Here is a 19,394-nt window from a genome sequence, read left to right as displayed (position 1 = left end):
GGGGAGGGAAAGAAGGAAGGGACGCCGAAGCGCCCCTTGCGTGCCCGGCTTCACCGGCGCAGGTGTCCGTGGACGACTCCGTCGGCTGTACCGGTGTGAGTGTTTCCCACCTGGCCCCTGGGGGGCTGGGGTTGTCAGGTGAGCGCAGGCTCCGCCTGGGGTACGTCGAGATCGATGCTGTTCAGCAGCGACTCTCCCTGGTGCTGAGCGGCGGCAGCGGCGAGCGAGTCGTTCTCGGACTGAATCCGTACCAGCTCGGATTCGAGATCCTGGACGCGCTGCTGAAGCCGTCGCATCTCGGCGAGGAGTCGCGGGTCGGAGCCGCCGACGTAACCGAGAAGCGCCTTTGCCATGATGGATGGTCCTCCACAATGAGTGACCGACCGAAGCGGTGTGGGTCGTGAGGGATTCGCACCCGCGGTGCTCGGCAGTACTGCTTGTCGTGCCGGTTCCACTGCCAAACAGCTAAGGTGCGCGGGGCTTCCAGAGTCTCACCAAAAAGTTTGACGGTCAACACGATCACGCCCCGTCCGAAGGGGCCACCGAGGAGTCCACGGCCGCTCGAAGGGCGGCGGGGCCTCGCGAACTCGGTGCCTCAGGGCGTCGCGATCATCCTTACCGGGCAGCCTTCCACGACGGCCGCTCCTTGGCAACCACCAGGGGCTTTCCCCCTCACGCGACTGTTACCGCGCGTCCGTCCGACGCCCCTCTCGGTCACCGGACGGGGTGCCGGCGGGGGGCGGGTCAGCGGATGGCGAAGCCGTCGTATCCGCCGCGCGGGGTGGCCCAGATCTCAGTGACGCCGTCCACGCGCCCGGGTGTGTCGGCGGAGTGGAGCCAGGCGAGCAGGCGGTGGCAATTCTCACGCGGCCCCTCGGCCACCACCTGCACCCGGCCGTCGTCGAGGTTCAGGGCGAAGCCCACGAGGCTCCCGATCTCCAGTGCGTTTGCCCTGGTGAACCAGCGGAAGCCCACTCCCTGTACCCGGCCGCGCACCCAGGCGGTCATCCGTACGTCGTCACTCATGACTGCACGCTAACGGGCGGATTGCCAGATGAGCACATCGCCCCCGCCGCGCATGGACTACAGTCCCGACCGAACACGCCTCACCCGTACGGGCGCGCGCTGTTCGACTGACGGGCCGCGAACGGTCCCGGCAGCAAAGATCAGCAAAGCCCCACGGGGCCAGCAGGAAGGCAGAGCAGATGGGACGCCACCGTCGCGCCGGAGCCGCACCCGCCGCAGAAGATTACGCGGCCGGTACGGACCGCCCGCACCGGGGTGCCCGCCGCAAGCGGCGCGCCCCCGTGCGCACCGGCCTGCTCGGCGCCTCCGCGGCGGTCGCGGTGGGCGCCGTCGCCGTCGCCTCCGGTCTGCTGCCCGGCGGGGACACCTTCACCCTCGGCAGCGTGGGCGCCGGCGAGCGCCCGAGCCAGTCGCGGCAGGCCCCCGAGCTGACGACGCAGGGCGGGTCCACCGAGACCCCGGCGGGCGGCACGGGTTCCACGGGCGCCGGCACGGGCACGCGTACGGGATCGAGCACGGGCACGGGCACGAGCGGCGCGAAGACGGCCTCGCCGTCGGCGACCCCGTCCGTCAAGCCCACCCCGAAGGCGACCATCCCTTCGAAGAAGCCGGCCACGAAGCCCGCGGTGCCGAGGACCACGGTCGCGCCTTCCACGAAGGCCCCCGCGCCGAAGCCGGACCCGACCACCGAGGCGCCGGTCGAGAAGGCCCCGGCCCCCTCGACCGCGGACCGGAGTGTGGCCGCCGAGGCGGAGGTCCTCCGGCTCGTCAACGTCGAGCGCTCCAAGGTGGGCTGCTCCCCGGTGAACGCGAACGCCCAGCTGGCGTCGCTGGCCGGGGCGTTCAGCACGGACATGGCGGCGCGCGGCTTCTTCGACCACACGGACCCGGACGGGGCCACGCCGTGGGCGCGCGCGGAGAAGGCGGGCGTCTCGGGCATGGGCGGCGAGAACATCGCCCGCGGCCAGGCGGACGCGGCTGCCGTGATGGAGTCCTGGATGAACAGCGACGGCCACCGCGCCAACATCCTGAACTGCGACTTCACGACCCTCGGCGTCGGCGTCCACTTCGGTGACGGCGGCCCCTGGTGGACCCAGGACTTCGGCTACTGAGCCGGTACGCCGGAGCCGCGTGGCGCCCCCGCTCAGCTCCGGACCGCACGCGCGAAAGGGCCCCGTCACCTTCCCGGTGACGGGGCCCTTTCGCGTACCCGGAGGTCAGGCGGCGGCCTTGCCCGCCGCGAAGGTGCCGGCGGTCAGGGCGACGCGGCGGCCGAGGTGTTCGGCGGTGGCGATGTCCGCCTTGTGGACGCCGTCCGGGCCGAGGTCGTTGGCGGTCTGGGCGGCTGCGCCGGTGAAGAAGCCGAGACGGTTGAGGTCGTTCTCGGAGGCGTCGGTGGTGTTCCAGCCCGGCTTCAGGCCGAGGTTGACCCAGGTCATGCCGTGCTGGCCGGCGAGGATCTGGAAGAACTGGAGGGTGTGCAGCTTGTCGCCGCTCTTGGAGCCGGAGTTGGTGAATCCGGCGGCGAGCTTGTCCTGCCAGGCGCCGGTGAACCAGCGCTTCGAGGAGTCCTCGGCGAAGCGGTGGAAGGCGCCGGAGGCGGTGCCCATGTAGGTCGGGGAACCGAAGACGATCGCGTCGGAGGAGTCGAGCAGCTCCCACTCGGCGTCGGTGATCCCGTCGACCTTGATCAGGTGGACGGTGGCGCCCGTGTCGGCGGCACCGGCACGGACGGCCTCGGCCAGGACTGCGGTGTGGCCGTAGCCGGAGTGGTAGGCGACGGAGACGACGGGGCTGGTCACAGGGGGCTCCTCGGAAGAGTCGGTGAGGCGATGACCAGAAGTAGAGCACTAACTTTTCGACAGCGCAAGCCACTGGTTAGCGCACCCATGGCGGTAAGCGCTGCGCGAGAGTACGGTGGAGCCCATGACTGACGACCTCGCCTACGACGTGTTCGCACGGGCCTGCCCCTCACGCGGCGCCCTTGAGCACGTGACGGGCCGCTGGGGCAGCCTCACCCTGGGCGCGCTGCACGACGGGACGTTCCGTTTCAACGAGTTGCGCCGCCGGGTCGACGGCGTGAGCGAGAAGATGCTGTCGCAGACCCTGCACGCCCTGGAGCGCGACGGCCTCGTCCACCGCGAGGCGCAGCCCACGAACCCGCCGCGCGTCGACTACCGGCTCACCCCGCTCGGCCGCGAGATCGCGGAGCGGCTGATCGGCCTGATCGAGTTGGTGGAGGGCCGTATGCCGCAGGTCGAGGCGGCGCGGGAGAGCTACGACGCGGAGCGCGTCACCGCCCCCGTCACCGCCTGAGCCCTCGCGGAGTCACGCGCTCGCGCGCGGCGGGCGCTGGCAGCGCGGGCAGAAGTAGCTGGAGCGGTTCATCCAGGCGCGCCGGCGCATCGGCGTACCGCAGCGGTGGCAGGGCTCGTCCTCGCGGCCGTACGCGTCGAGCGAGCGGTCGAAGTAGCCGGACTCGCCGTTGACGTTCACATACAGGCTGTCGAAGCTGGTGCCGCCCGCGTCCAGGGCCGCGTTCATCACGTCCCGGACGTGCCCGAGCAGCTCCGCCGAGCGCGGTCGTGTCAGTGTGGCCGTCGGCCGGTCGTAGTGCAGCCGGGACCGCCAGAGCGCCTCGTCGGCGTAGATGTTGCCGACGCCGCTGATCAGCGACTGGTCGAGCAGCGCCCGCTTCACGGTCGTACGGCGCAGCCGCAGCGCGCTCTGGAAGGCGGCGTCGTCGAACTCGGGGTCCAGCGGATCGCGGGCGATGTGCCCGATGACGTCCGGGAGCCCGTCGGGGGTCTGGTCGTGCAGCGAGAGCCCGCCGAAGGTGCGCTGGTCGACGAAGCGCAGCTCGGTGCCGGTCGCGTCGTCGAAGCGGACGCGGATGCGCAGATGCTTCTCGTCGGCGGCGTCCTCCGGCTGGACGAGCAGCTGCCCGCTCATCCCGAGGTGGCCGAGGACGGACGTACCGGTCTCGGCGAGCGGCACCCAGAGGTACTTGCCGCGCCGGCGCGCGACCTCGAAGCGCTGCCCTTCGAGCCGGGCCGCGAAGTCGGCGCCGCCCGCCGGATGGCGCCGTACGGCCCTGGGGTGCAGCACCTCGACCTCGGACACGGTCCGCCCGGCGACCCAGCGTTCCAGTCCGCGCCGTACGACCTCGACCTCGGGCAGCTCGGGCACGGGACTCCTCCGGACGTCTTCGGCAGCCAGCGGATCAAGCCTACCGGCCGTACACCTGCGGAAAGACGAGAACCCCGCCCTGGGGCGGGGTTCTCCGGAAGCGAGGGGTCCGGCCGTCAGGCCGACGCCCGGTGGGCGGAAGGAGAGGGGTCGGCGACCTCTCCCGTTCCCGCCTCGGCCGCGGTCCTGGCCGCCGCCGCGCGTTCGTCCGCCGCCGCGCGAATCTCGCGCCACGCGGACTCCGCCGCCTGCTGTTCCGCTTCCTTCTTGCTGCGGCCGGTGCCGGTGCCGTACGAGACACCACCGACGCGGGCGGCAGCAGTAAAGGTCTTCTCGTGGTCCGGACCCTCTTCGGAGACGAGGTACTCCGGCACACCCAGACCCTCGGCCGCGGTGAGTTCCTGGAGACTGGTCTTCCAGTCCAGGCCCGCACCGAGGTTCGAGGACTTCTCGATCAGCGGGTCGAAGAGCCGGTGCACCAGCTCGGACGCCGCGTCGAGGCCCTGGTCGAGATAGACCGCGCCGATCACCGCTTCAAGGGTGTCGGCGAGGATGGACGCCTTGTCCCGGCCGCCCGTACCCTCTTCGCCCCGGCCGAGCCGGACGAAGGAGCCGAGTTCGAGGCCGCGCCCCACGTCCGCCAGCGCTCGCGAGTTGACCACCGCGGCCCGCAGTTTGGCCAGCTGGCCTTCCGGCAGGTCGGGGTGGGTGCGGTACAGCGTGTCCGTGACCACCAGGCCCAGCACGGAGTCCCCGAGGAACTCCAGCCGCTCGTTGGTGGGCAGACCGCCGTTCTCGTAAGCGAACGAACGGTGGGTCAGCGCACGCACCAGAAGGGCGGACTCGAGCTTGTAGCCGAGCCGCCCTTCCAGAAGCGTGTGGGACGAGGCATGGTCCGTCTTGTCGTCCGTCTTGCGGGACTCAGACATTACGCCTCTCACCAGCCCAATCAGACCGAGAGGACCTGGCGCTTGTTGTAGGTGCCGCAGCTCGGGCACGCGATGTGCTGCAGCTTCGGCTCCTGGCAACGCTCACACGAAACCAGGGTGGGGACCGCAGCCTTCCACTGCGACCGGCGGTGGCGCGTGTTGCTGCGCGACATCTTCCGCTTCGGAACAGCCACGGCTACTTCTCCTGCTTCTCGGCGGCGCTTCGGACGTCCCCGTCAGAGGCATTGCCGCTCATGTTGTCCTTCTCATCGGTTCCCAGCGAACCGGCGAGTCCCTGCAATGCCGCCCAACGAATGTCGACGGCGTCGTGGTGGTGGTCCGGGTTCTCGTTCAGGTTGGTTCCACAGGTGGAACACAGTCCCGCACAGTCCTCCCGGCACACCGGCTGCATCGGCAGTGCGAGCACCACCGCATCACGCAGCATGGGTTCGAGGTCGAACATGCCGTCCTCGAGGGGGATCATGTCCTCGTCTGCCTCGGCTTCGTCGTCCGCGGCCGCCCTGGAGCGGCCCCGGTCGTCGGAGTCGGGGTACGAGAACATCTCCTGGAAGTCCACGTCGAGCTCCAGCTCGACGGGCTCCAGACACCTTACGCACTCCCCCTCGGCCGATGCACGGGCGGTGCCTGTGACAAGCACCCCTTCCATGACCGACTCAAGACGGAGATCAATGTCCACCGGTGCGCCCTCGGGCACTCCGATGACTCCTTCGACGCCCAGGTCCCGGGGGGCCTCGATCGAACGCGAGAGCCGCTGGAGGGCACCAGGACGCCGCCCCAGCTCGTGTGTGTCGAACACGAGGGGATTGCGGTGGTCGAGGCGCGTGCTCAGGGGACTTCCTGCTTTCGGATCGTGCTGCGTCGTGGGGAGGCTGCCGAACGTGGGCAGCAAGGATCGCGGAATACGCGCGACCGAAGAGCCAGGATACTGGACGCTTCGCCCAGGACCCAATCGGGGTCCTACGCTCCCTGATGTCCTTGTTCGTACCGGCGGAGCTGCTCCAGGTCGATCATGCTGGTGTCGAAGAAGCTGGTCTCGTCGAGTGCGGCGGACTGCTGCTGCGGCTGGTGACCCTGGTGCTGGACGGGCTGCTGGTACGCGTACGGGTCCTGCTGCTGGTAGCCGTAGGGGTCGGCCTGCTGCGGCTGCTGGTAGGCGTACGGGTCCGGCTGCTGCTGGACCTGCTGCGGGTAGGCCGCGTAGGGGTCGGGCTGCTGGTACCCGTAGGGGTCGGGCTGGGCCTGGGGCTGCTGCGGGGCGGGGATCCGGGCCGGCTCGGGGTCCGAGAGCTCCGCCAGGCCGGCCAGGTAGTCGGCGTCACTGGTGTGCACGGCGCCGCCGAGGCCGTCCTGCGCGGCCATGTGCTCGCCCAGGTCGTCGCTGGCGATCCGGCCGTGCAGCTTCCGCCGGCCGTGGCCGACGGCCTCCAGGGTCTTGCTGAGCACCGCCTCGAAGGCGCCGAGCTTGGCGTCGACGTACTCGTCCGCCCGGTGGATCAGGGTCTGCGGGTCCGCGCTGTACTCGGGGGCGTCCTCGTCCGGGTAACCGTTCGCGTCGAGGCCGGGACCCCGGCCGAGGAGCTTCTCGCGGCCCCGGTCGACCGAGCCGATCGTCTTGTTGAGGACGACCTCGAAGTTGGCGAGCTTGGAGTCGACGTAGTCGTCGGCCTCGGCCCGGACCTCCTCGGCCTCGCGGCGGGCCTCGGAGAGGATCCGGTCGGCCTCCTCCTGCGACTGCCGGGCGACCTGGGTGTCGGAGACGATCGAACCCCGCTCGGCGTGGGCGGCCTCGATGATCCGCTCGGCCTCCCGGTGGGCCTGCTCGACCATCTGCTCCCGGCCGCCGATCAGCTCCTGCGCCTGCGCGAGGGAGCCCGGCAGGGCCTCCCGTACCTCTTCGAGCAGGGCGAGCAGCTCGGCGCGATTGACCACGCAGGATGCCGACATGGGCATGGAGCGGGCGCCCTGCACGGTCGCGACGATCTCGTCGAGCTTCTTCTGTACGTCCACCGGGTGCTCGCCACTCTCTACAGCTGGATGGAGACGGACGGGACGACTGTAAGGGCAGTCGGCGCCCGTCCGACACCAGGTGACGGAGCGTCAGTGGCGGTGGCCGCGCGTCACTTCCGCGCGAGGCGCTCGGTGAGCTTCGGGAGGACCGTCGGCGGGACCAGGTGGGAGACGTCGCCGCCCCAGGCGGCGACCTCCTTCACCAGGGAGGAGGAGAGGAAGCTGTAGGTGGGGTTGGTGGGGACGAAGAGGGTCTCCACGCCCGTGAGGCCGTTGTTCATCTGGGCCATCTGCAGCTCGTAGTCGAAGTCGCTGACCGCGCGCAGCCCCTTGACGATGGCGGGGATGTCGCGCTGCTTGCAGAAGTCGACGAGCAGTCCGTGGAAGGACTCCACCTCGACGTTGCCGAGGTCGGCGGTCACCTCGCGGATCAGCTCGATCCGCTCCTCGACCGTGAACAGGCCCTTCTTCGACTGGTTGATCATCACCGCGACGTGTACGACGTCGTACAGCTTGGAGGCACGGGCGATGATGTCGAGATGTCCGTTGGTGATGGGGTCGAATGACCCCGGACAGACGGCGCGGCGCAACGTGGGTCCCTCGCTCTCCGGTCCGGTCATCGTGCGTCTTCGCACGTAGAGGCGGCGCGACCGTACCAAAACGTTCCCTCGCCGTAACGACGGGACCGCAGGCCCTCGAATCCGGCCGGCCAGCCGAACTCCCCGCCTCGGGTGCTTCGCTCCACGGTGACGAGGGCATCCTCGCTCAGCCAGCCCCCTGAGCGCAGTGTGAGGAGAATCTCGCGGAGTTCCTCGTCGGAGACGGCGTACGGCGGGTCGAGGAAGACCAGGCCGTACGGCTCGGCCGGGGCCGGTCCCGTGACGATCTGCTCGGCCCGGCCGCTGCGGAGTTCGGCGCCGGGGAGGCCGAGGGCGTGGATGTTCTCCCGGATCGTCTTCGCGGCGCGGGGTTCCGCCTCCACCAGGAGGGCGTGGGCGGCACCCCGGGAAAGAGCCTCCAGACCGACGGCTCCGGAGCCCGCGTACAGGTCGGCGACCCGGGCCCCGGTGAGGCCGTGGAAGGCCTCCCAGGTGGAGAAGAGGCCTTCGCGCGCCCGGTCGGAGGTGGGGCGGGTGCCGTTGCCGGGCGGCACGGCCAGGCGGCGTCCGCCGGCCGTACCGGCGATCACGCGGGTCATCGGTGTCCTCGTCCTGCGTCGTCGTATCCGTTGCGCACGCAACAGGTACCAGGATAGGTCGCCCGTACGTATCAGCCCTTCTCCAGGTACTCCTCCCGGTCCTTGTCCAGCAGGGCGTCGAGCGCGGTCGCGAGGCCGGGGTGGCCGGTGAGGTCCGGGTCGGCGAGGACGAGGGCGGTGGCCTCCTCGCGGGCGGCGGCGATGACCTCCTCGTCGTCGATGACGGTGAGCACCCGCAGGGAGGAGCGGACGCCGGACTGGGCCTGGCCGAGGACGTCGCCCTCGCGCCGCTGCTCCAGGTCGATGCGGGAGAGCTCGAAGCCGTCGAGGGTGGAGGCGACGGCGTTGAGCCGCTGGCGGGCGGGGGTGGCCTCGGGCATCTCGCTGACGAGGAGGCAGAGGCCGGGGGCGGAGCCGCGGCCGACCCGGCCGCGGAGCTGGTGGAGCTGGGAGACGCCGAAGCGGTCCGCGTCCATGATCACCATGGCGGTGGCGTTGGGGACGTTGACGCCGACCTCGATGACGGTGGTGGCGACGAGGACGTCGAGCTCGCCGGCGGCGAAGCGGCGCATCACGTCGTCCTTGTCGTCCGGGTGCATACGGCCGTGCAGGACGGCGATCCGCAGTCCCGTCAGAGGGCCGGTGCGGAGCTGTTCCGCGATGTCGAGGACGGCGAGCGGCGGGCGCTTCTCGGCCTCGTCGGCGGCGGAGGGCCCGGACTTCTTCTTCTTGTCCTCCTCGTCGCCGATGCGGGGGCAGACCACGTACGCCTGGTGGCCCTTGGCGACCTCCTCGCGGACCCGCTCCCACGCGCGCGTGAGGAAGTGCGGTTTGTCGGCGGCGGGCACGACATGGCTGGCGATCGGGGAGCGGCCGGCGGGCAGCTGGTCGAGGACGGAGGTCTCCAGGTCGCCGAAGACGGTCATGGCGACGGTGCGCGGGATGGGAGTGGCGGTCATCACCAGGAGGTGCGGGGGCTGCTTGCCCTTGCCGCGCAGGGCGTCGCGCTGCTCGACGCCGAAGCGGTGCTGCTCGTCGACGACGACCAGGCCGAGGTCGTGGAACTGGACCTTGTCCTCGATCAGCGCGTGGGTGCCGATGACGAGGCCGGCCTCGCCGGTGACCAGGTCGAGCAGGGCCTGCCGGCGGGCGGGGACCCCCATGGAGCCGGTGAGCAGGACGACCTTGGTGGCCCGCTCGGCGCCGCCGAGCATGCCTCCCTCGGCCAGCTCGCCCATCATCTCGGTGACGGAGCGGTGGTGCTGCTGGGCGAGGACCTCGGTGGGGGCGAGCATCGCGGCCTGTCCCCCGGAGTCGACGACGGCGAGCATGGCGCGCAGGGCCACCATCGTCTTCCCGGAGCCGACCTCGCCCTGGAGGAGCCGGTGCATGGGGTGCTCGGTGGCGAGGTCGTCGAAGATCTCCTTGGAGACCTTGTTCTGGCCGTCGGTGAGGGTGAAGGGCAGCTTGGCGTCGAAGGCGTCGAGGATGCCGTCGGGGGCGGGGCGGCGGGCGACGGCGGGGAGTTGGGTGTCGGCGTGCCGGCGGCGGGCCAGGGCGACCTGGAGGACGAAGGCCTCGTCCCACTTGAGGCGCTCGCGGGCGTCGGCGATGTCGGCCTTGGTGCGGGGCCGGTGGATCAGCCGGAGGGCCTCGGGCAGTTCGGCGAGGCCGCGGCCCTCGCGGAGGGAGTCGGGCAGCGGGTCGACGGCGTCGACGGCGCTGGGCAGGACGGCGTCGACGGACTTGGCGATCTTCCAGGACTCCATTTTGGTGCTGGCCGGGTAGATCGGGATGAGGGCCCCGGCCCAGACGTCGACGGCCTCCTCGCCGTCGCCGCGGAGGAGTTCGTACGAGGGGTGGGCGAGCTGGAGGCGCCGGTTGAAGAGCGACACCTTGCCGGCGAACATCGCGCGGGTGCCGGGCAGCAGGTCCTTGTGCGGTTTGTGCACGCCCTTGCCGAAGAAGACCAGCTGGAGGCGGCCGCTGCCGTCGGTGATGGTCACTTCGAGGCGCTGGCCGCGTCCCTTGGAGCCGTTGAAGGTGAGCACGCGGGCGTCGGCGACCTGGGCGACCACGGTGACGTGCTCGTCGAGCGGCAGGTCGGACAGCGTGGTCAGCTCCCCGCGCTCGGCGTACCGGCGGGGGTAGTGGTGGAGGAGGTCACCGACCGTGTGCAGGTCGAGTGCCTCGGCCATGACCTTGGCGGTGGCGGGGCCGAGGGACTTCTTGAGTGGTTCGTCGAGCGCGGGCACGCGTTCCATTGCACACCACGGGACCGACAGTCGGGTACGGCACGGCGTCCGCGGGTGTCGGGGGTGTCCGGGAGGGGCGTCGTCACTCCACGCCGATGAGCAGCGGCGGGGCCCCCGTGCCCGCGTGGTAGGTGGTGGTGTCGACGGCGAGGTAGCCGCGCCGGACGTGGCGTTCGAGGTCGGGGGCGAGTCCGGGCGGGGTGTCGTCGGCGACGACGAGGGTGACGAGTTCGCCGCCGGCGGAGAGCATCCGGTCCAGGACGGTGCGGGCGGTCTCGGTGAGGTCCTTGCCGATGACGGCGACATCGCCCTCGATGAGGCCGAGGACGTCGCCGGCCTGGCAGACGCCGGCCGAGGTGAAGGACCGGTGTTCGGCGACGGCGAGTTCGGCGTAGCGGGTGGCTCCGGCGGCGGCCGTCATGGCGACGACGTCCTCGTCGAAGCGGCGGTCGGGTTCGTGGACGGCGAGGGCGGCGATGCCCTGGACGGCGGCCCGGGTGGGGATCAGGGCGACGCGGATGCCTTCGGCCCTGGCGCGTTCGGCGGCGGCCGCGGCGGTCTGGCGCAGGTCGGTGTCGTTGGGCAGGAGGACGACCTCGCGGGCGTGGGCCCGGCGGATGGCGTCGAGGAGTTCGTCGCCCGCGGGGGGTTCGCCGGGCCGGGTCCGCACGGTGGTGGCGCCGGCCTCGGCGCAGAGTCCGGCGAGGCCTTCGCCGGGGACGACGGCGACGACGGCGCGCTGGGCGCGCTCGGCGGGGCCGGTGGCGGCTTCGGCGGCGAAGTGGGTGATCCGGATGCGGTGGGGGCGTCCGGCCTCGATGCCGGCCTCGACGGCGGCGCCGGGGTCGTCGGCGTGCACATGGACGTTCCACAGGCCGTCGCCGCCGACGACGACGAGGGAGTCGCCCAGGGCGTCGAGCCGGCCGCGCAGCAGTTCCACGGCGGCGTCCCCGGCCTCCAGGAGGTAGATCACCTCGTAGGCGGGGCCGTCCTCGGTGGGGCACACCTCGGCGGGGGCGGGGGTGACGGGGGCGGTGCGCGCGGGGGGCGGGGCCTGCCCGGTGACGGTCCCGAGGAGGGCGCCGAGGACGGTGACCAGGCCCCGGCCGCCCGCGTCGACGACTCCGGCGCGGGCGAGGACGTCGAGCTGCCCCGAGGTGGCGGCGAGGGCGGTCGTGGCGCCCTCGTGGGCGTTCCTGGCGACGTCGACGAGTCCGCCGCCGCCCGCGCAGGCTCCGGCCGCGGCTGCGGCGACGGTGAGGATGGTGCCCTCCACGGGGTGGGCGACGGCCTCGCGGGCGGCGCGGGCGGCCTCGGCGAGGGCTCGGGCGAGGTGATCCCCGTCACCTCCGCCGGCGAGGACGCCGGCCATGCCGCGCAGGAGCTGGGAGAGGATGGTCCCGGAGTTGCCGCGGGCGCCGAGGAGGGCGCCGTGGGCCATGGCGCGTACGGTCTCGGCGGTGTCGGGCGCGGAGGCCGCGAAGACGGCTTCCACGGCCCGGTGGGCGGCTTCGGCGGTCAGGTACAGATTGGTGCCGGTGTCCCCGTCGGCGACGGGGTAGACGTTGATCGCGTCGATCGCTTCGCGCTCCCGGCCGAGGGCGTCCAGAGCCCGTGCGCACCAGGTCCTGACCGCTTCCGCGTCGAGCTCGACGAGCTCCTCGGAGGGCTGAAGGGCTCGCGACAACGGGGGTCCTCCTTCGGCGGTGAGCTCACCGCAGGGTAGACCCGGGGTGTCCCGCCGGTGACCGGGGCCCGGGGCGAGGTCCGCGCAGACCATGGTAGTTTCGTTCCACCGAGGCAGGCGTTGTATGCTGCTTCGGTTGCCCGGTTCAAACCGGGCCATCCCCCGGCAAGCCACTTCAGACTCCTGATTCCGGTGCGCCGGATTTCACTGTAATTCTGAAGTCTTTGGAGTGACCCGTGGCTGCCAACTGCGACGTCTGCGGCAAGGGGCCGGGCTTCGGCAACAACATTTCGCACTCGCACCGCCGTACGTCCCGTCGCTGGAACCCGAACATCCAGCGCGTGCGTGCCGTGGTCGGTCGGACGCCGAAGCGGCTCAACGTCTGCACCTCGTGCATCAAGGCCGGCAAGGTCTCGCGCTAATCGCGACGTTCTGTCGTAGCGCAGCCCCTGCGGTTGCCTTGAAAGGCCGGTTCACCTCGGTGAACCGGCCTTTTGCCATGCCCGGAAACGTACCCGGAAACCGGTAGGCGCCCTCAGCGCGTCCGCCAGCCGTGGTCGACCGGGCCGATGCCCGTGCCCAGGGCGAATCCGGCGGCGATGGCCCCGGTCACGTACTCCTTGGCCTCCCGTACCGCCGCGGGCACCGTCAGGCCCTTGGCGAGCCCGGACGCGACCGCCGACGCGAGCGTGCAGCCCGTCCCGTGGGTGTGCCGGTTGTCGTGGCGGGGGGCGCGCAGCCAGTGCTCCTCGGCGCCGTCCGTGAGCAGGTCGACGGCCTCCCGGCCGGTGGGCAGGTGTCCGCCCTTGATCAGGACCCACTCCGGTCCGTACGACAGGACCGCCTCGGCGGCGGTCCTCATGTCGGCCTCCGTCACGACCCGCACGCCCGTGAGCTGTGTCACCTCGTCCAGGTTGGGCGTGGCGACGGTCGCCCGGGGCAGCAGGCCCGTGCGTACGGAGTCGAGCGCGCTCCCGGCGAGCAGCGGGTCGCCGTGTTTGGAGACGCCCACCGGGTCGACGACGACGGGTGCGGTGGTGTCCGCGAGGAGTGCGGCGACGGTCTCGACGAGGGCGGCGGAGGCCAGCATGCCGGTCTTGACGGCCTGGACGCCGATGTCGTCGACGACGGCCCGGTACTGGGCGCGGACGGCCTCCACGGGCAGTTCCCAGACGCCCTGGACGCCCCGCGAGTTCTGGGCGGTGACGGCGGTGAGCACGCTCATGCCGTGGACGCCGAGCGCGAGCATCGTCTTCAGGTCGGCCTGGACGCCGGCGCCGCCGCCGGAGTCCGATCCGGCGACGGTCAGCACCAGCGGGGGCCGAGCGGTCACTCGGTCTCCCCGAAGTGGTCCCAGCCGCCCACGCTGTGCCAGGGCGCGCCGTCCACGGTGACCTGCGGGAGCGCGGAGGGGTTGAGGACCTCCCCGATGACCTTCCAGCGGGCGGGGAGCTTCACGTCGGGCGGGAAGGTGGCCACGATGGCGTGGTCCTCTCCCCCGGTGAGCACCCACTGCATGGGGTCGACGCCGACGGCCTGGCCGATGTCGTTCATCTGGGTGGGGATGTCTATGAGGCCGGAGCGCAGGTCGATGCGGACCTTGCTGGCCTCGGCGATGTGGCCGAGGTCGGCGATGAGGCCGTCGCTCACGTCGCACATGGCGGTGGCGCCGAGACCGGCGGCGGCAGGACCCGCGTGGTACGGCGGTTCGGGCCTGCGGTGGGCCTCGACGAAGGCGCGCGGCGAGCGGAAGCCCCGGGAGAGGACGGCGTATCCGGCGGCGGACCAGCCGAGCCAGCCCGTGTAGGCGACGACGTCGCCGGGCTGGGCGCCGCCCCGGGTGACCGGGTCGTGGTTGCGGAGGTCGCCGAGGGCGGTGATGGAGACCATGATCGTGTCGCCGCGTACGACGTCGCCGCCGACCACCGCCGCGCCCGCGACCTGACATTCGTCGCGCAGGCCGTCCATGAGTTCGGTGGGCCAGGTCACGGGGAGTTCGGCGGGGACGACGAGGCCGAGGAGGAGTGCGGTGGGGACCGCGCCCATGGCGGCGATGTCGGCGAGGTTCTGCGCGGCGGCCTTGCGGCCGACGTCGTACGCCGTCGACCAGTCGCGGCGGAAGTGACGTCCTTCGAGGAGGATGTCCGTGCTGGCCACCACGCGCCGGTCGGGGGCGGAGACGACCGCGGCGTCGTCGCCGGGCCCGATCCGTACCGCCGGGGTGGAGGTGAGCCGGGACGTGAGCTCCCTGATGAGCCCGAACTCGCCCAGCTCTCCGACTGTGCCCTTCACCGCGCCTCACCTCGTGTCTTCGTGCCGTCCTGCGGGCGGCGGCACGCTGTCGCGCGCCGCGGGTCGCGGGCCGTCACCGTGCTGGGTACCGTCAAGTAGACCGTCAACTTCTGTCCTGCGAACGCCACCGGGCGGGCGCCCCGGGACACGCGGGTCTCCCCGTGGCCCGCGGTGACGCGGTACCGTGGCGTCCCTTTCTCCCACAAGATCCTCGTGGTCGCCCTGGAGGTTCCGTGGTTCAGGCGTACATCCTCATCCAGACCGAGGTGGGCAAGGCGTCGACCGTCGCCGACACCATCTCCAAGATCCCGGGGGTGATCCAGGCCGAAGACGTGACCGGTCCGTACGACGTCATCGTGCGCGCACAGGCGGACACGGTCGACGAGCTGGGCCGCATGGTGGTCGCCAAGGTCCAGCAAGTGGACGGCATCACGCGCACCCTCACCTGCCCGGTCGTTCATCTGTAGCCCCCGTCTACGCTTGGCCGGTGACGTCTTCCCACCGGCCCTTCGGCCTGCCCGCCGCGGTCTCGGCAGTGTTCCTGCTGCTGGCCGCCGCCGGCTGCTCCTCGCCGGGCGCCTCGGCGTCCGTCGCGGTTCCCAGCCCCCCGGCGGCGGAGGCCGCCTTCTGCCAGGCACTGGCGAAGGAGCTTCCGGACACCGTGGTGGGGCTGGAGCGGAGTGACCCGGAGCCCGGCTCCGAGCTGACCGCCGGCTGGGGTGACGGTGCGATCGTACTGCGCTGCGGGGTCCCCCGGCCCGAAAAGATGAGCGATCCCAAGGCGCAGGGCATCGAGGCCAATGGCGTGAACTGGATGCTGGAGCGTCCGGAGGGCACCGGGCCCCGTTTCACCACGACGTACCGGAAGACGTACGTCGAGGTGACGCTCGGCGAGCGGTACGCGCACGACATGACGCCGCTCGCCGATCTCGCCGCGCCCGTGCTGAAGACCGTGCCGCCGAGCCTCTGAGAGGCGGCGGGCACGGTCCTCGGTCGCGGGTGGGGGTCAGCGCAGGCCGGTGGAGCGGGTCAGCGCGGCCTGGATGAGCCGGTCGACCAGCTCGGGGTAGCTCACGCCGCTCTCCTGCCACATGCGCGGGTACATGGAGATGGGCGTGAAGCCCGGCATGGTATTGATCTCGTTGATGACGAAGTCGCCTTCCTCGGTGAGGAAGAAGTCGGCGCGGACCAGGCCCTCGCAGGACACCGCCTCGTAGGCGGCGACGGCCAGGCGCTGGATCTCGGCGGTGGCCTCGTCCCCGATGGGGGCGGGCACGATGCCGGAGGCCGAGTCGATGTACTTGGCCTCGAAGTCGTAGAAGTCGTGGTCGGTGACCGGCGGGATCTCGGCGGGCACGCTGGCGCGCGGGCCGTCCTCGAACTCCAGGACGCCGCACTCGATCTCGCGGCCGCGCAGCAGCGACTCGACGAGGATCTTGGGGTCGTGGCGGCGGGCCTCCTCGATGGCCTCGTCGAGGCCGGAGAGGTCGTCGACCTTGGTGATGCCCATGGAGGAGCCGCCGCGGGCCGGCTTCACGAAGAGCGGCCAGCCGTGCTCGGCGGCGAACTCGACGATCTTCTTGCGGGCGGCTGCCGGGTTCTGCTCCCACTCGCGGGGCCGGACGACCTCGTACGGGCCGACCGGGAGTCCGAAGGAGACGAAGACCCGCTTCATGTACTCCTTGTCCTGGCCGACGGCGGAGGCGAGGACGCCCGCGCCGACGTAGGGGACGCCGGAGAGCTCCAGGAGGCCCTGGAGGGTGCCGTCCTCGCCGTACGGGCCGTGGAGCATCGGGAAGACCACGTCGACCTCGCCGAGGGCCCTGGGCACGGCGCCGGGCTCGGTGAGGACGACCTCGCGGTTGGCGGGGTCGACGGAGAGGACGACGCCGCCCTCCGTGGACTCGGCGAGCGCGGCGACGTTCGGCAGGGCGCGGTCGGCGATGGCCATGCGCTCGGGGGCGTCGGCGGTGAGCGCCCAGCGCCCGTCCGTCGTGATGCCGATGGGCAGCACGTCGTACTTGTCCCGGTCGATGGCGCTCAGGACGGCGCCGGCCGTGACGACGGAGATGGCGTGCTCGGAGCTGCGTCCGCCGAAGACGACGGCCACGCGCGGCTTGCGGGGGCTCTGGGTGTTCTCGCTCATATCGCGATGAGCGTACCTTGCGGCTCCCGAACTCCTGAGCGCCCCGCTGCCGTACCGCGCGTCCGGCGCAGTGGCCGCCGGACCTGCGGGGGAGGACTCAGCGGCGCTCGGGCTTGGCGCTGCGGGACATCAGTTCCCTGAGCGCGACGACCGGCGGCTTGCCGTCGTGGACGATGGAGACGACGGTCTCGGTGATGGGCATGTCGACGCCGTGGCGGCGGCCCAGATCGAGCACCGATTCGCAGGACTTGACGCCCTCGGCGGTCTGCTTGGTGGCCGCGATGGTCTCCTGGAGGGTCATCCCGCGGCCGAGGTTGGTGCCGAAGGTGTTGTTCCGGGAGAGCGGCGAGGAGCAGGTGGCGACGAGGTCGCCGAGGCCCGCGAGGCCGGAGAAGGTGAGCGGGTCGGCGCCCATGGCGAGGCCGAGGCGGGTGGTCTCGGCGAGGCCGCGGGTGATGAGCGTGGCCTTCGAGTTGTCGCCGAGGCCCATGCCGTTGGCGATGCCGACGGCGAGGCCGATGACGTTCTTCACGGCGCCGCCGAGCTCGCAGCCCACCACGTCGGTGTTGGTGTACGGGCGGAAGTACGGGGTCATGCAGGCGGTCTGGAGCCGTTGGGCGACCGACTCGTCGGAGCAGGCGACCACGGCGGCGGCGGGCTGCCGGGCGGCGACCTCCTTGGCCAGGTTGGGGCCGGTGAGGACGGCGACGCGCTCGGCGGGCACGTCGGCGACCTCGGTGATGACCTCGCTCATCCGCTTGGCGGTGCCGAGTTCGACGCCCTTCATGAGGGAGACGAGGACGGTGTCGGTGGCGAGGTGCGGCGCCCAGGCGGCGAGGTTGCCGCGGAGGGTCTGGGAGGGGATGACGAGGACGGTGAAGTCGGCGCCGGCGGCGGCCTCGGCCGCGTCGGCGGTGGCCGTGATCCGCTCCGGGAGTTCGACGCCCGGCAGGTAGTCGGGGTTGACCCGGGTGGTGTTGATCTCCTTGGCGAGTTCGGCGCGGCGGCCCCAGAGGCTCACCTCGCAGCCCGCGTCGGCGAGCACCATGGCGAAGGCGGTGCCCCAGGATCCGCTGCCGAAGACGGCTGCCTTGGTCACTTGGTGCCTCCCTCGGCGGCCTTGCGGCGCTGTTCCATGCGGGCCCTGCGGTGGTCGTACGGCTCCGCGGGGGCCTGCTCGCCGCGGATCTGCTCCAGGAGGGCGGTGATGGCCGCCATGATGACCTCGGTGGCCTCGCGGAGGACCTCGGGCGTCGGCTCCAGGCCGTGGAAACGGGAGAGGTCGACGGGCGGACCGGCCTGCACGGTCAGCGTCTTGCGGGGGAACAGCCGGAACTTGTTCTCCTTGGCGTACGGCGGCATCGCCAGGTTCGCGCCCCACTGGGCCACCGGGATCACGGGGGCTCGGGTGAGCAGGGCGACGCGCGCGGCCCCGGTCTTGCCGGCCATGGGCCACATGTCGGGGTCCCGGGTCAGGGTGCCCTCGGGGTAGAAGGCGACGCACTCGCCGCGCTCGATGGCGCCGACGGCGGCCCGGAAGGCGTCCAGCGCGTCGGTGGTCTCGCGGTAGACGGGGATCTGGCCGGTGCCGCGCAGCATCATGCCGACGAAGGGGGTCTTGAAGAGGCCCGCCTTGGCCAGGAGGCGCGGGACGCGGCCGGTGTTGTACTGGAAGTGCGAGTAGGACAGCGGGTCCAGGTAGGAGTTGTGGTTGACCGCGGTGATGAAACCGCCGTCGGCCGGAATGTGCTCCATGCCGCGCCAGTCCCGCTTGAACAGAACCACCAGGGGGGGTTTGGCGATGACCGCCGCGAGGCGGTACCAGAAGCCGATTCTGCGGCGGGGCACGCGGACACCTTTCTCCGGGGCTGGCTGGCAGGGGGTCAAGTGTCGCCCCATGCTCCTGCCGTGTCGAGTGACACCGTACGCCCCGGGCCCTGGGGTGGACCGCGTGGGCGGGACAGAATGGGCCCCGATGAACGCGACGCACCCGACGCACACGGACCCCGGCGACGGCTGGTCCCTGGTCGTCCCGCTGAAGCCCCTCGCGCTGGCGAAGAGCAGGCTGGCGGCCTCGGCCGGGGCCCTGCTGCGGCCCCGGCTGGCCCTCGCGTTCGCCGAGGACACCGTGGGTGCGGTGCTGGACTGTCCGAGGGTGCGGGATGTGGCGGTCGTCACGGACGATCCGGCGGCGGCGGAGGCGCTCGGGGCCCTGGGCGCGCGGATCGTGCCGGACGCCCCGGCGGCCGGTCTCAACGCGGCGCTGGCGCACGGGGTCCGTGCCGTACGGTCCCGGCGGCCGTGCGCGCGGGTGGCGGCGCTCAACGCGGATCTGCCCGCGCTGCGGCCGGCGGAGCTGACCAGGGTCCTGGACGCGGCGGGGAAATTTCCGCGGGCATTTCTCGCGGATGCCGCCGAAATCGGCACCACATTCCTCTCGGCGGGTCCGGGAGTGGAATTGGAACCCGCATTCGGGGGTGCGTCACGGCTCCGGCATTTGTCTTCGGGGGCGGTGGAAATCACGCTGGCCGGGGTGGATTCCGTACGCCGGGACGTGGACACCGGGGAGGATCTGGCGGCGGCGGGGGCGCTGGGGCTCGGCCCCCGGACGGCCGCCCGGTGGCTGCCGGCGGCCGGATAGGCT

The 19,394-nt window shown here is 71.8% G+C and carries 23 protein-coding genes; 6 read left to right on the top strand and 17 right to left on the bottom strand.

The genetic code is table 11. The annotated features are described in order from the left end of the window. Positions 1-134: 134 nt before the first annotated feature. Positions 135-353, bottom strand: coding sequence for a hypothetical protein (locus V4Y03_RS24875; RefSeq protein WP_015036455.1), 219 nt, complete (start codon positions 351-353; stop codon positions 135-137). Positions 354-744: 391 nt separating this feature from the next. Beyond that, positions 745-1,026, bottom strand: a complete 282-nt coding sequence (locus V4Y03_RS24870) for an acylphosphatase (RefSeq protein ID WP_056566088.1) — start codon at positions 1,024-1,026, stop codon at positions 745-747. A 179-nt stretch (positions 1,027-1,205) separates the two neighbouring features. Here V4Y03_RS24870 and V4Y03_RS24865 point away from each other — a divergent pair, with 179 nt between their 5' ends. Further along, positions 1,206-2,138: a CAP domain-containing protein gene (locus tag V4Y03_RS24865; protein WP_332436332.1), complete on the top strand. Its 933-nt coding sequence runs from the start codon at positions 1,206-1,208 to the stop codon at positions 2,136-2,138. 105 nt (positions 2,139-2,243) lie between these two features. On the opposite strand, the gene V4Y03_RS24860 is transcribed toward V4Y03_RS24865, so the two are convergent. Continuing rightward, positions 2,244-2,828 (bottom strand): flavodoxin family protein, encoded by a 585-nt coding sequence (locus V4Y03_RS24860; RefSeq protein WP_317875492.1) that lies wholly within the window; start codon positions 2,826-2,828, stop codon positions 2,244-2,246. A 124-nt stretch (positions 2,829-2,952) separates the two neighbouring features. Between V4Y03_RS24860 and V4Y03_RS24855 the strand changes: the two genes are divergently transcribed. After that, positions 2,953-3,342, top strand: coding sequence for a winged helix-turn-helix transcriptional regulator (locus tag V4Y03_RS24855; RefSeq protein ID WP_317875493.1), 390 nt, complete (start codon positions 2,953-2,955; stop codon positions 3,340-3,342). 12 nt (positions 3,343-3,354) lie between these two features. Here V4Y03_RS24855 and mutM read toward each other — a convergent pair whose 3' ends face one another. The 9 genes from mutM to V4Y03_RS24810 all read right to left on the bottom strand — a co-directional run bounded on the left by mutM (position 3,355) and on the right by V4Y03_RS24810 (position 12,312). Beyond that, complete coding sequence (gene mutM, locus V4Y03_RS24850; RefSeq protein ID WP_332436331.1) at positions 3,355-4,215, bottom strand: bifunctional DNA-formamidopyrimidine glycosylase/DNA-(apurinic or apyrimidinic site) lyase; 861 nt, start codon at positions 4,213-4,215, stop codon at positions 3,355-3,357. Positions 4,216-4,331: 116 nt separating this feature from the next. Beyond that, positions 4,332-5,144 (bottom strand): ribonuclease III, encoded by an 813-nt coding sequence (gene rnc, locus V4Y03_RS24845; RefSeq protein WP_317875495.1) that lies wholly within the window; start codon positions 5,142-5,144, stop codon positions 4,332-4,334. Between the two features lie 20 nt (positions 5,145-5,164). After that, on the bottom strand, positions 5,165-5,338 hold the full coding sequence (gene rpmF, locus V4Y03_RS24840) for a 50S ribosomal protein L32 (RefSeq protein ID WP_015036448.1): 174 nt from the start codon (positions 5,336-5,338) through the stop codon (positions 5,165-5,167). A 2-nt stretch (positions 5,339-5,340) separates the two neighbouring features. Then, positions 5,341-5,994: a YceD family protein gene (locus tag V4Y03_RS24835; RefSeq protein ID WP_317875499.1), complete on the bottom strand. Its 654-nt coding sequence runs from the start codon at positions 5,992-5,994 to the stop codon at positions 5,341-5,343. Positions 5,995-6,122: 128 nt separating this feature from the next. Continuing rightward, a complete protein-coding gene (locus V4Y03_RS24830; RefSeq protein WP_317875496.1) occupies positions 6,123-7,172 on the bottom strand; it encodes an ATP synthase F0 subunit B in 1,050 nt (349 codons plus the stop codon). A gap of 110 nt (positions 7,173-7,282) precedes the next feature. Continuing rightward, positions 7,283-7,762: a pantetheine-phosphate adenylyltransferase gene (coaD, locus tag V4Y03_RS24825; protein ID WP_332437260.1), complete on the bottom strand. Its 480-nt coding sequence runs from the start codon at positions 7,760-7,762 to the stop codon at positions 7,283-7,285. A 26-nt stretch (positions 7,763-7,788) separates the two neighbouring features. Next, positions 7,789-8,370 carry a 16S rRNA (guanine(966)-N(2))-methyltransferase RsmD gene (gene rsmD / locus V4Y03_RS24820; protein ID WP_332436330.1) on the bottom strand — a complete coding sequence of 194 codons (582 nt, stop codon included), beginning with the start codon at positions 8,368-8,370 and terminating at the stop codon, positions 7,789-7,791. A gap of 71 nt (positions 8,371-8,441) precedes the next feature. Next, complete coding sequence (recG, locus tag V4Y03_RS24815) at positions 8,442-10,634, bottom strand: ATP-dependent DNA helicase RecG (RefSeq protein ID WP_332436329.1); 2,193 nt, start codon at positions 10,632-10,634, stop codon at positions 8,442-8,444. Positions 10,635-10,707: 73 nt separating this feature from the next. After that, entirely contained in the window at positions 10,708-12,312 is a 1,605-nt protein-coding gene (locus V4Y03_RS24810; RefSeq protein WP_332436328.1) for a DAK2 domain-containing protein, read from the bottom strand. A gap of 236 nt (positions 12,313-12,548) precedes the next feature. Here V4Y03_RS24810 and rpmB point away from each other — a divergent pair, with 236 nt between their 5' ends. Beyond that, positions 12,549-12,734 carry a 50S ribosomal protein L28 gene (gene rpmB / locus V4Y03_RS24805; RefSeq protein ID WP_003957616.1) on the top strand — a complete coding sequence of 62 codons (186 nt, stop codon included), beginning with the start codon at positions 12,549-12,551 and terminating at the stop codon, positions 12,732-12,734. Positions 12,735-12,847: 113 nt separating this feature from the next. On the opposite strand, the gene thiD is transcribed toward rpmB, so the two are convergent. Beyond that, complete coding sequence (gene thiD / locus V4Y03_RS24800) at positions 12,848-13,645, bottom strand: bifunctional hydroxymethylpyrimidine kinase/phosphomethylpyrimidine kinase (RefSeq protein ID WP_332436327.1); 798 nt, start codon at positions 13,643-13,645, stop codon at positions 12,848-12,850. Then, entirely contained in the window at positions 13,642-14,604 is a 963-nt protein-coding gene (locus V4Y03_RS24795) for a thiamine-phosphate kinase (protein ID WP_073819075.1), read from the bottom strand. Before V4Y03_RS24795 ends, thiD begins: the two co-directional genes overlap by 4 nt. Positions 14,605-14,837: 233 nt before the next feature. Between V4Y03_RS24795 and V4Y03_RS24790 the strand changes: the two genes are divergently transcribed. Both V4Y03_RS24790 and V4Y03_RS24785 read left to right on the top strand, forming a co-directional pair. Further along, positions 14,838-15,071, top strand: coding sequence for an Lrp/AsnC family transcriptional regulator (locus tag V4Y03_RS24790; RefSeq protein WP_017947604.1), 234 nt, complete (start codon positions 14,838-14,840; stop codon positions 15,069-15,071). 20 nt (positions 15,072-15,091) lie between these two features. Continuing rightward, entirely contained in the window at positions 15,092-15,574 is a 483-nt protein-coding gene (locus V4Y03_RS24785) for a DUF3515 domain-containing protein (RefSeq protein WP_317875029.1), read from the top strand. A gap of 36 nt (positions 15,575-15,610) precedes the next feature. Here V4Y03_RS24785 and V4Y03_RS24780 read toward each other — a convergent pair whose 3' ends face one another. From V4Y03_RS24780 to V4Y03_RS24770, 3 genes are all read right to left on the bottom strand, one after another. Further along, positions 15,611-16,750: a D-alanine--D-alanine ligase family protein gene (locus V4Y03_RS24780; RefSeq protein ID WP_317875030.1), complete on the bottom strand. Its 1,140-nt coding sequence runs from the start codon at positions 16,748-16,750 to the stop codon at positions 15,611-15,613. A 97-nt stretch (positions 16,751-16,847) separates the two neighbouring features. After that, positions 16,848-17,849 carry an NAD(P)H-dependent glycerol-3-phosphate dehydrogenase gene (locus tag V4Y03_RS24775; protein WP_332436326.1) on the bottom strand — a complete coding sequence of 334 codons (1,002 nt, stop codon included), beginning with the start codon at positions 17,847-17,849 and terminating at the stop codon, positions 16,848-16,850. Next, entirely contained in the window at positions 17,846-18,598 is a 753-nt protein-coding gene (locus V4Y03_RS24770; protein ID WP_317875032.1) for a lysophospholipid acyltransferase family protein, read from the bottom strand. Before V4Y03_RS24770 ends, V4Y03_RS24775 begins: the two co-directional genes overlap by 4 nt. A gap of 127 nt (positions 18,599-18,725) precedes the next feature. Here V4Y03_RS24770 and cofC point away from each other — a divergent pair, with 127 nt between their 5' ends. Continuing rightward, positions 18,726-19,391, top strand: coding sequence for a 2-phospho-L-lactate guanylyltransferase (gene cofC, locus V4Y03_RS24765; protein ID WP_332436325.1), 666 nt, complete (start codon positions 18,726-18,728; stop codon positions 19,389-19,391). The last annotated feature ends 3 nt before the right edge of the window (positions 19,392-19,394 follow it).

Source organism: Streptomyces sp. P9-A4, from assembly GCF_036634195.1.
Taxonomy (GTDB): domain Bacteria; phylum Actinomycetota; class Actinomycetes; order Streptomycetales; family Streptomycetaceae; genus Streptomyces.
Note: the sequence above shows the minus strand (reverse complement) of the source record. Positions and strands in the feature narration are given on the sequence as shown.

Bases quoted from the DNA above. Each gene is read 5' to 3' on its own strand.
- V4Y03_RS24780 (WP_317875030.1), bottom strand. From the start codon at position 16,750: ATGAGCGAGAACACCCAGAGCCCCCGCAAGCCGCGCGTGGCCGTCGTC.
- recG (WP_332436329.1), bottom strand. From the start codon at position 10,634: ATGGAACGCGTGCCCGCGCTCGACGAACCACTCAAGAAGTCCCTCGGC.
- V4Y03_RS24870 (WP_056566088.1), bottom strand. From the start codon at position 1,026: ATGAGTGACGACGTACGGATGACCGCCTGGGTGCGCGGCCGGGTACAG.
- rnc (WP_317875495.1), bottom strand. From the start codon at position 5,144: ATGTCTGAGTCCCGCAAGACGGACGACAAGACGGACCATGCCTCGTCC.
- V4Y03_RS24865 (WP_332436332.1), top strand. From the start codon at position 1,206: ATGGGACGCCACCGTCGCGCCGGAGCCGCACCCGCCGCAGAAGATTAC.
- V4Y03_RS24855 (WP_317875493.1), top strand. From the start codon at position 2,953: ATGACTGACGACCTCGCCTACGACGTGTTCGCACGGGCCTGCCCCTCA.
- rsmD (WP_332436330.1), bottom strand. From the start codon at position 8,370: ATGACCCGCGTGATCGCCGGTACGGCCGGCGGACGCCGCCTGGCCGTG.
- cofC (WP_332436325.1), top strand. From the start codon at position 18,726: ATGAACGCGACGCACCCGACGCACACGGACCCCGGCGACGGCTGGTCC.
- V4Y03_RS24875 (WP_015036455.1), bottom strand. From the start codon at position 353: ATGGCAAAGGCGCTTCTCGGTTACGTCGGCGGCTCCGACCCGCGACTC.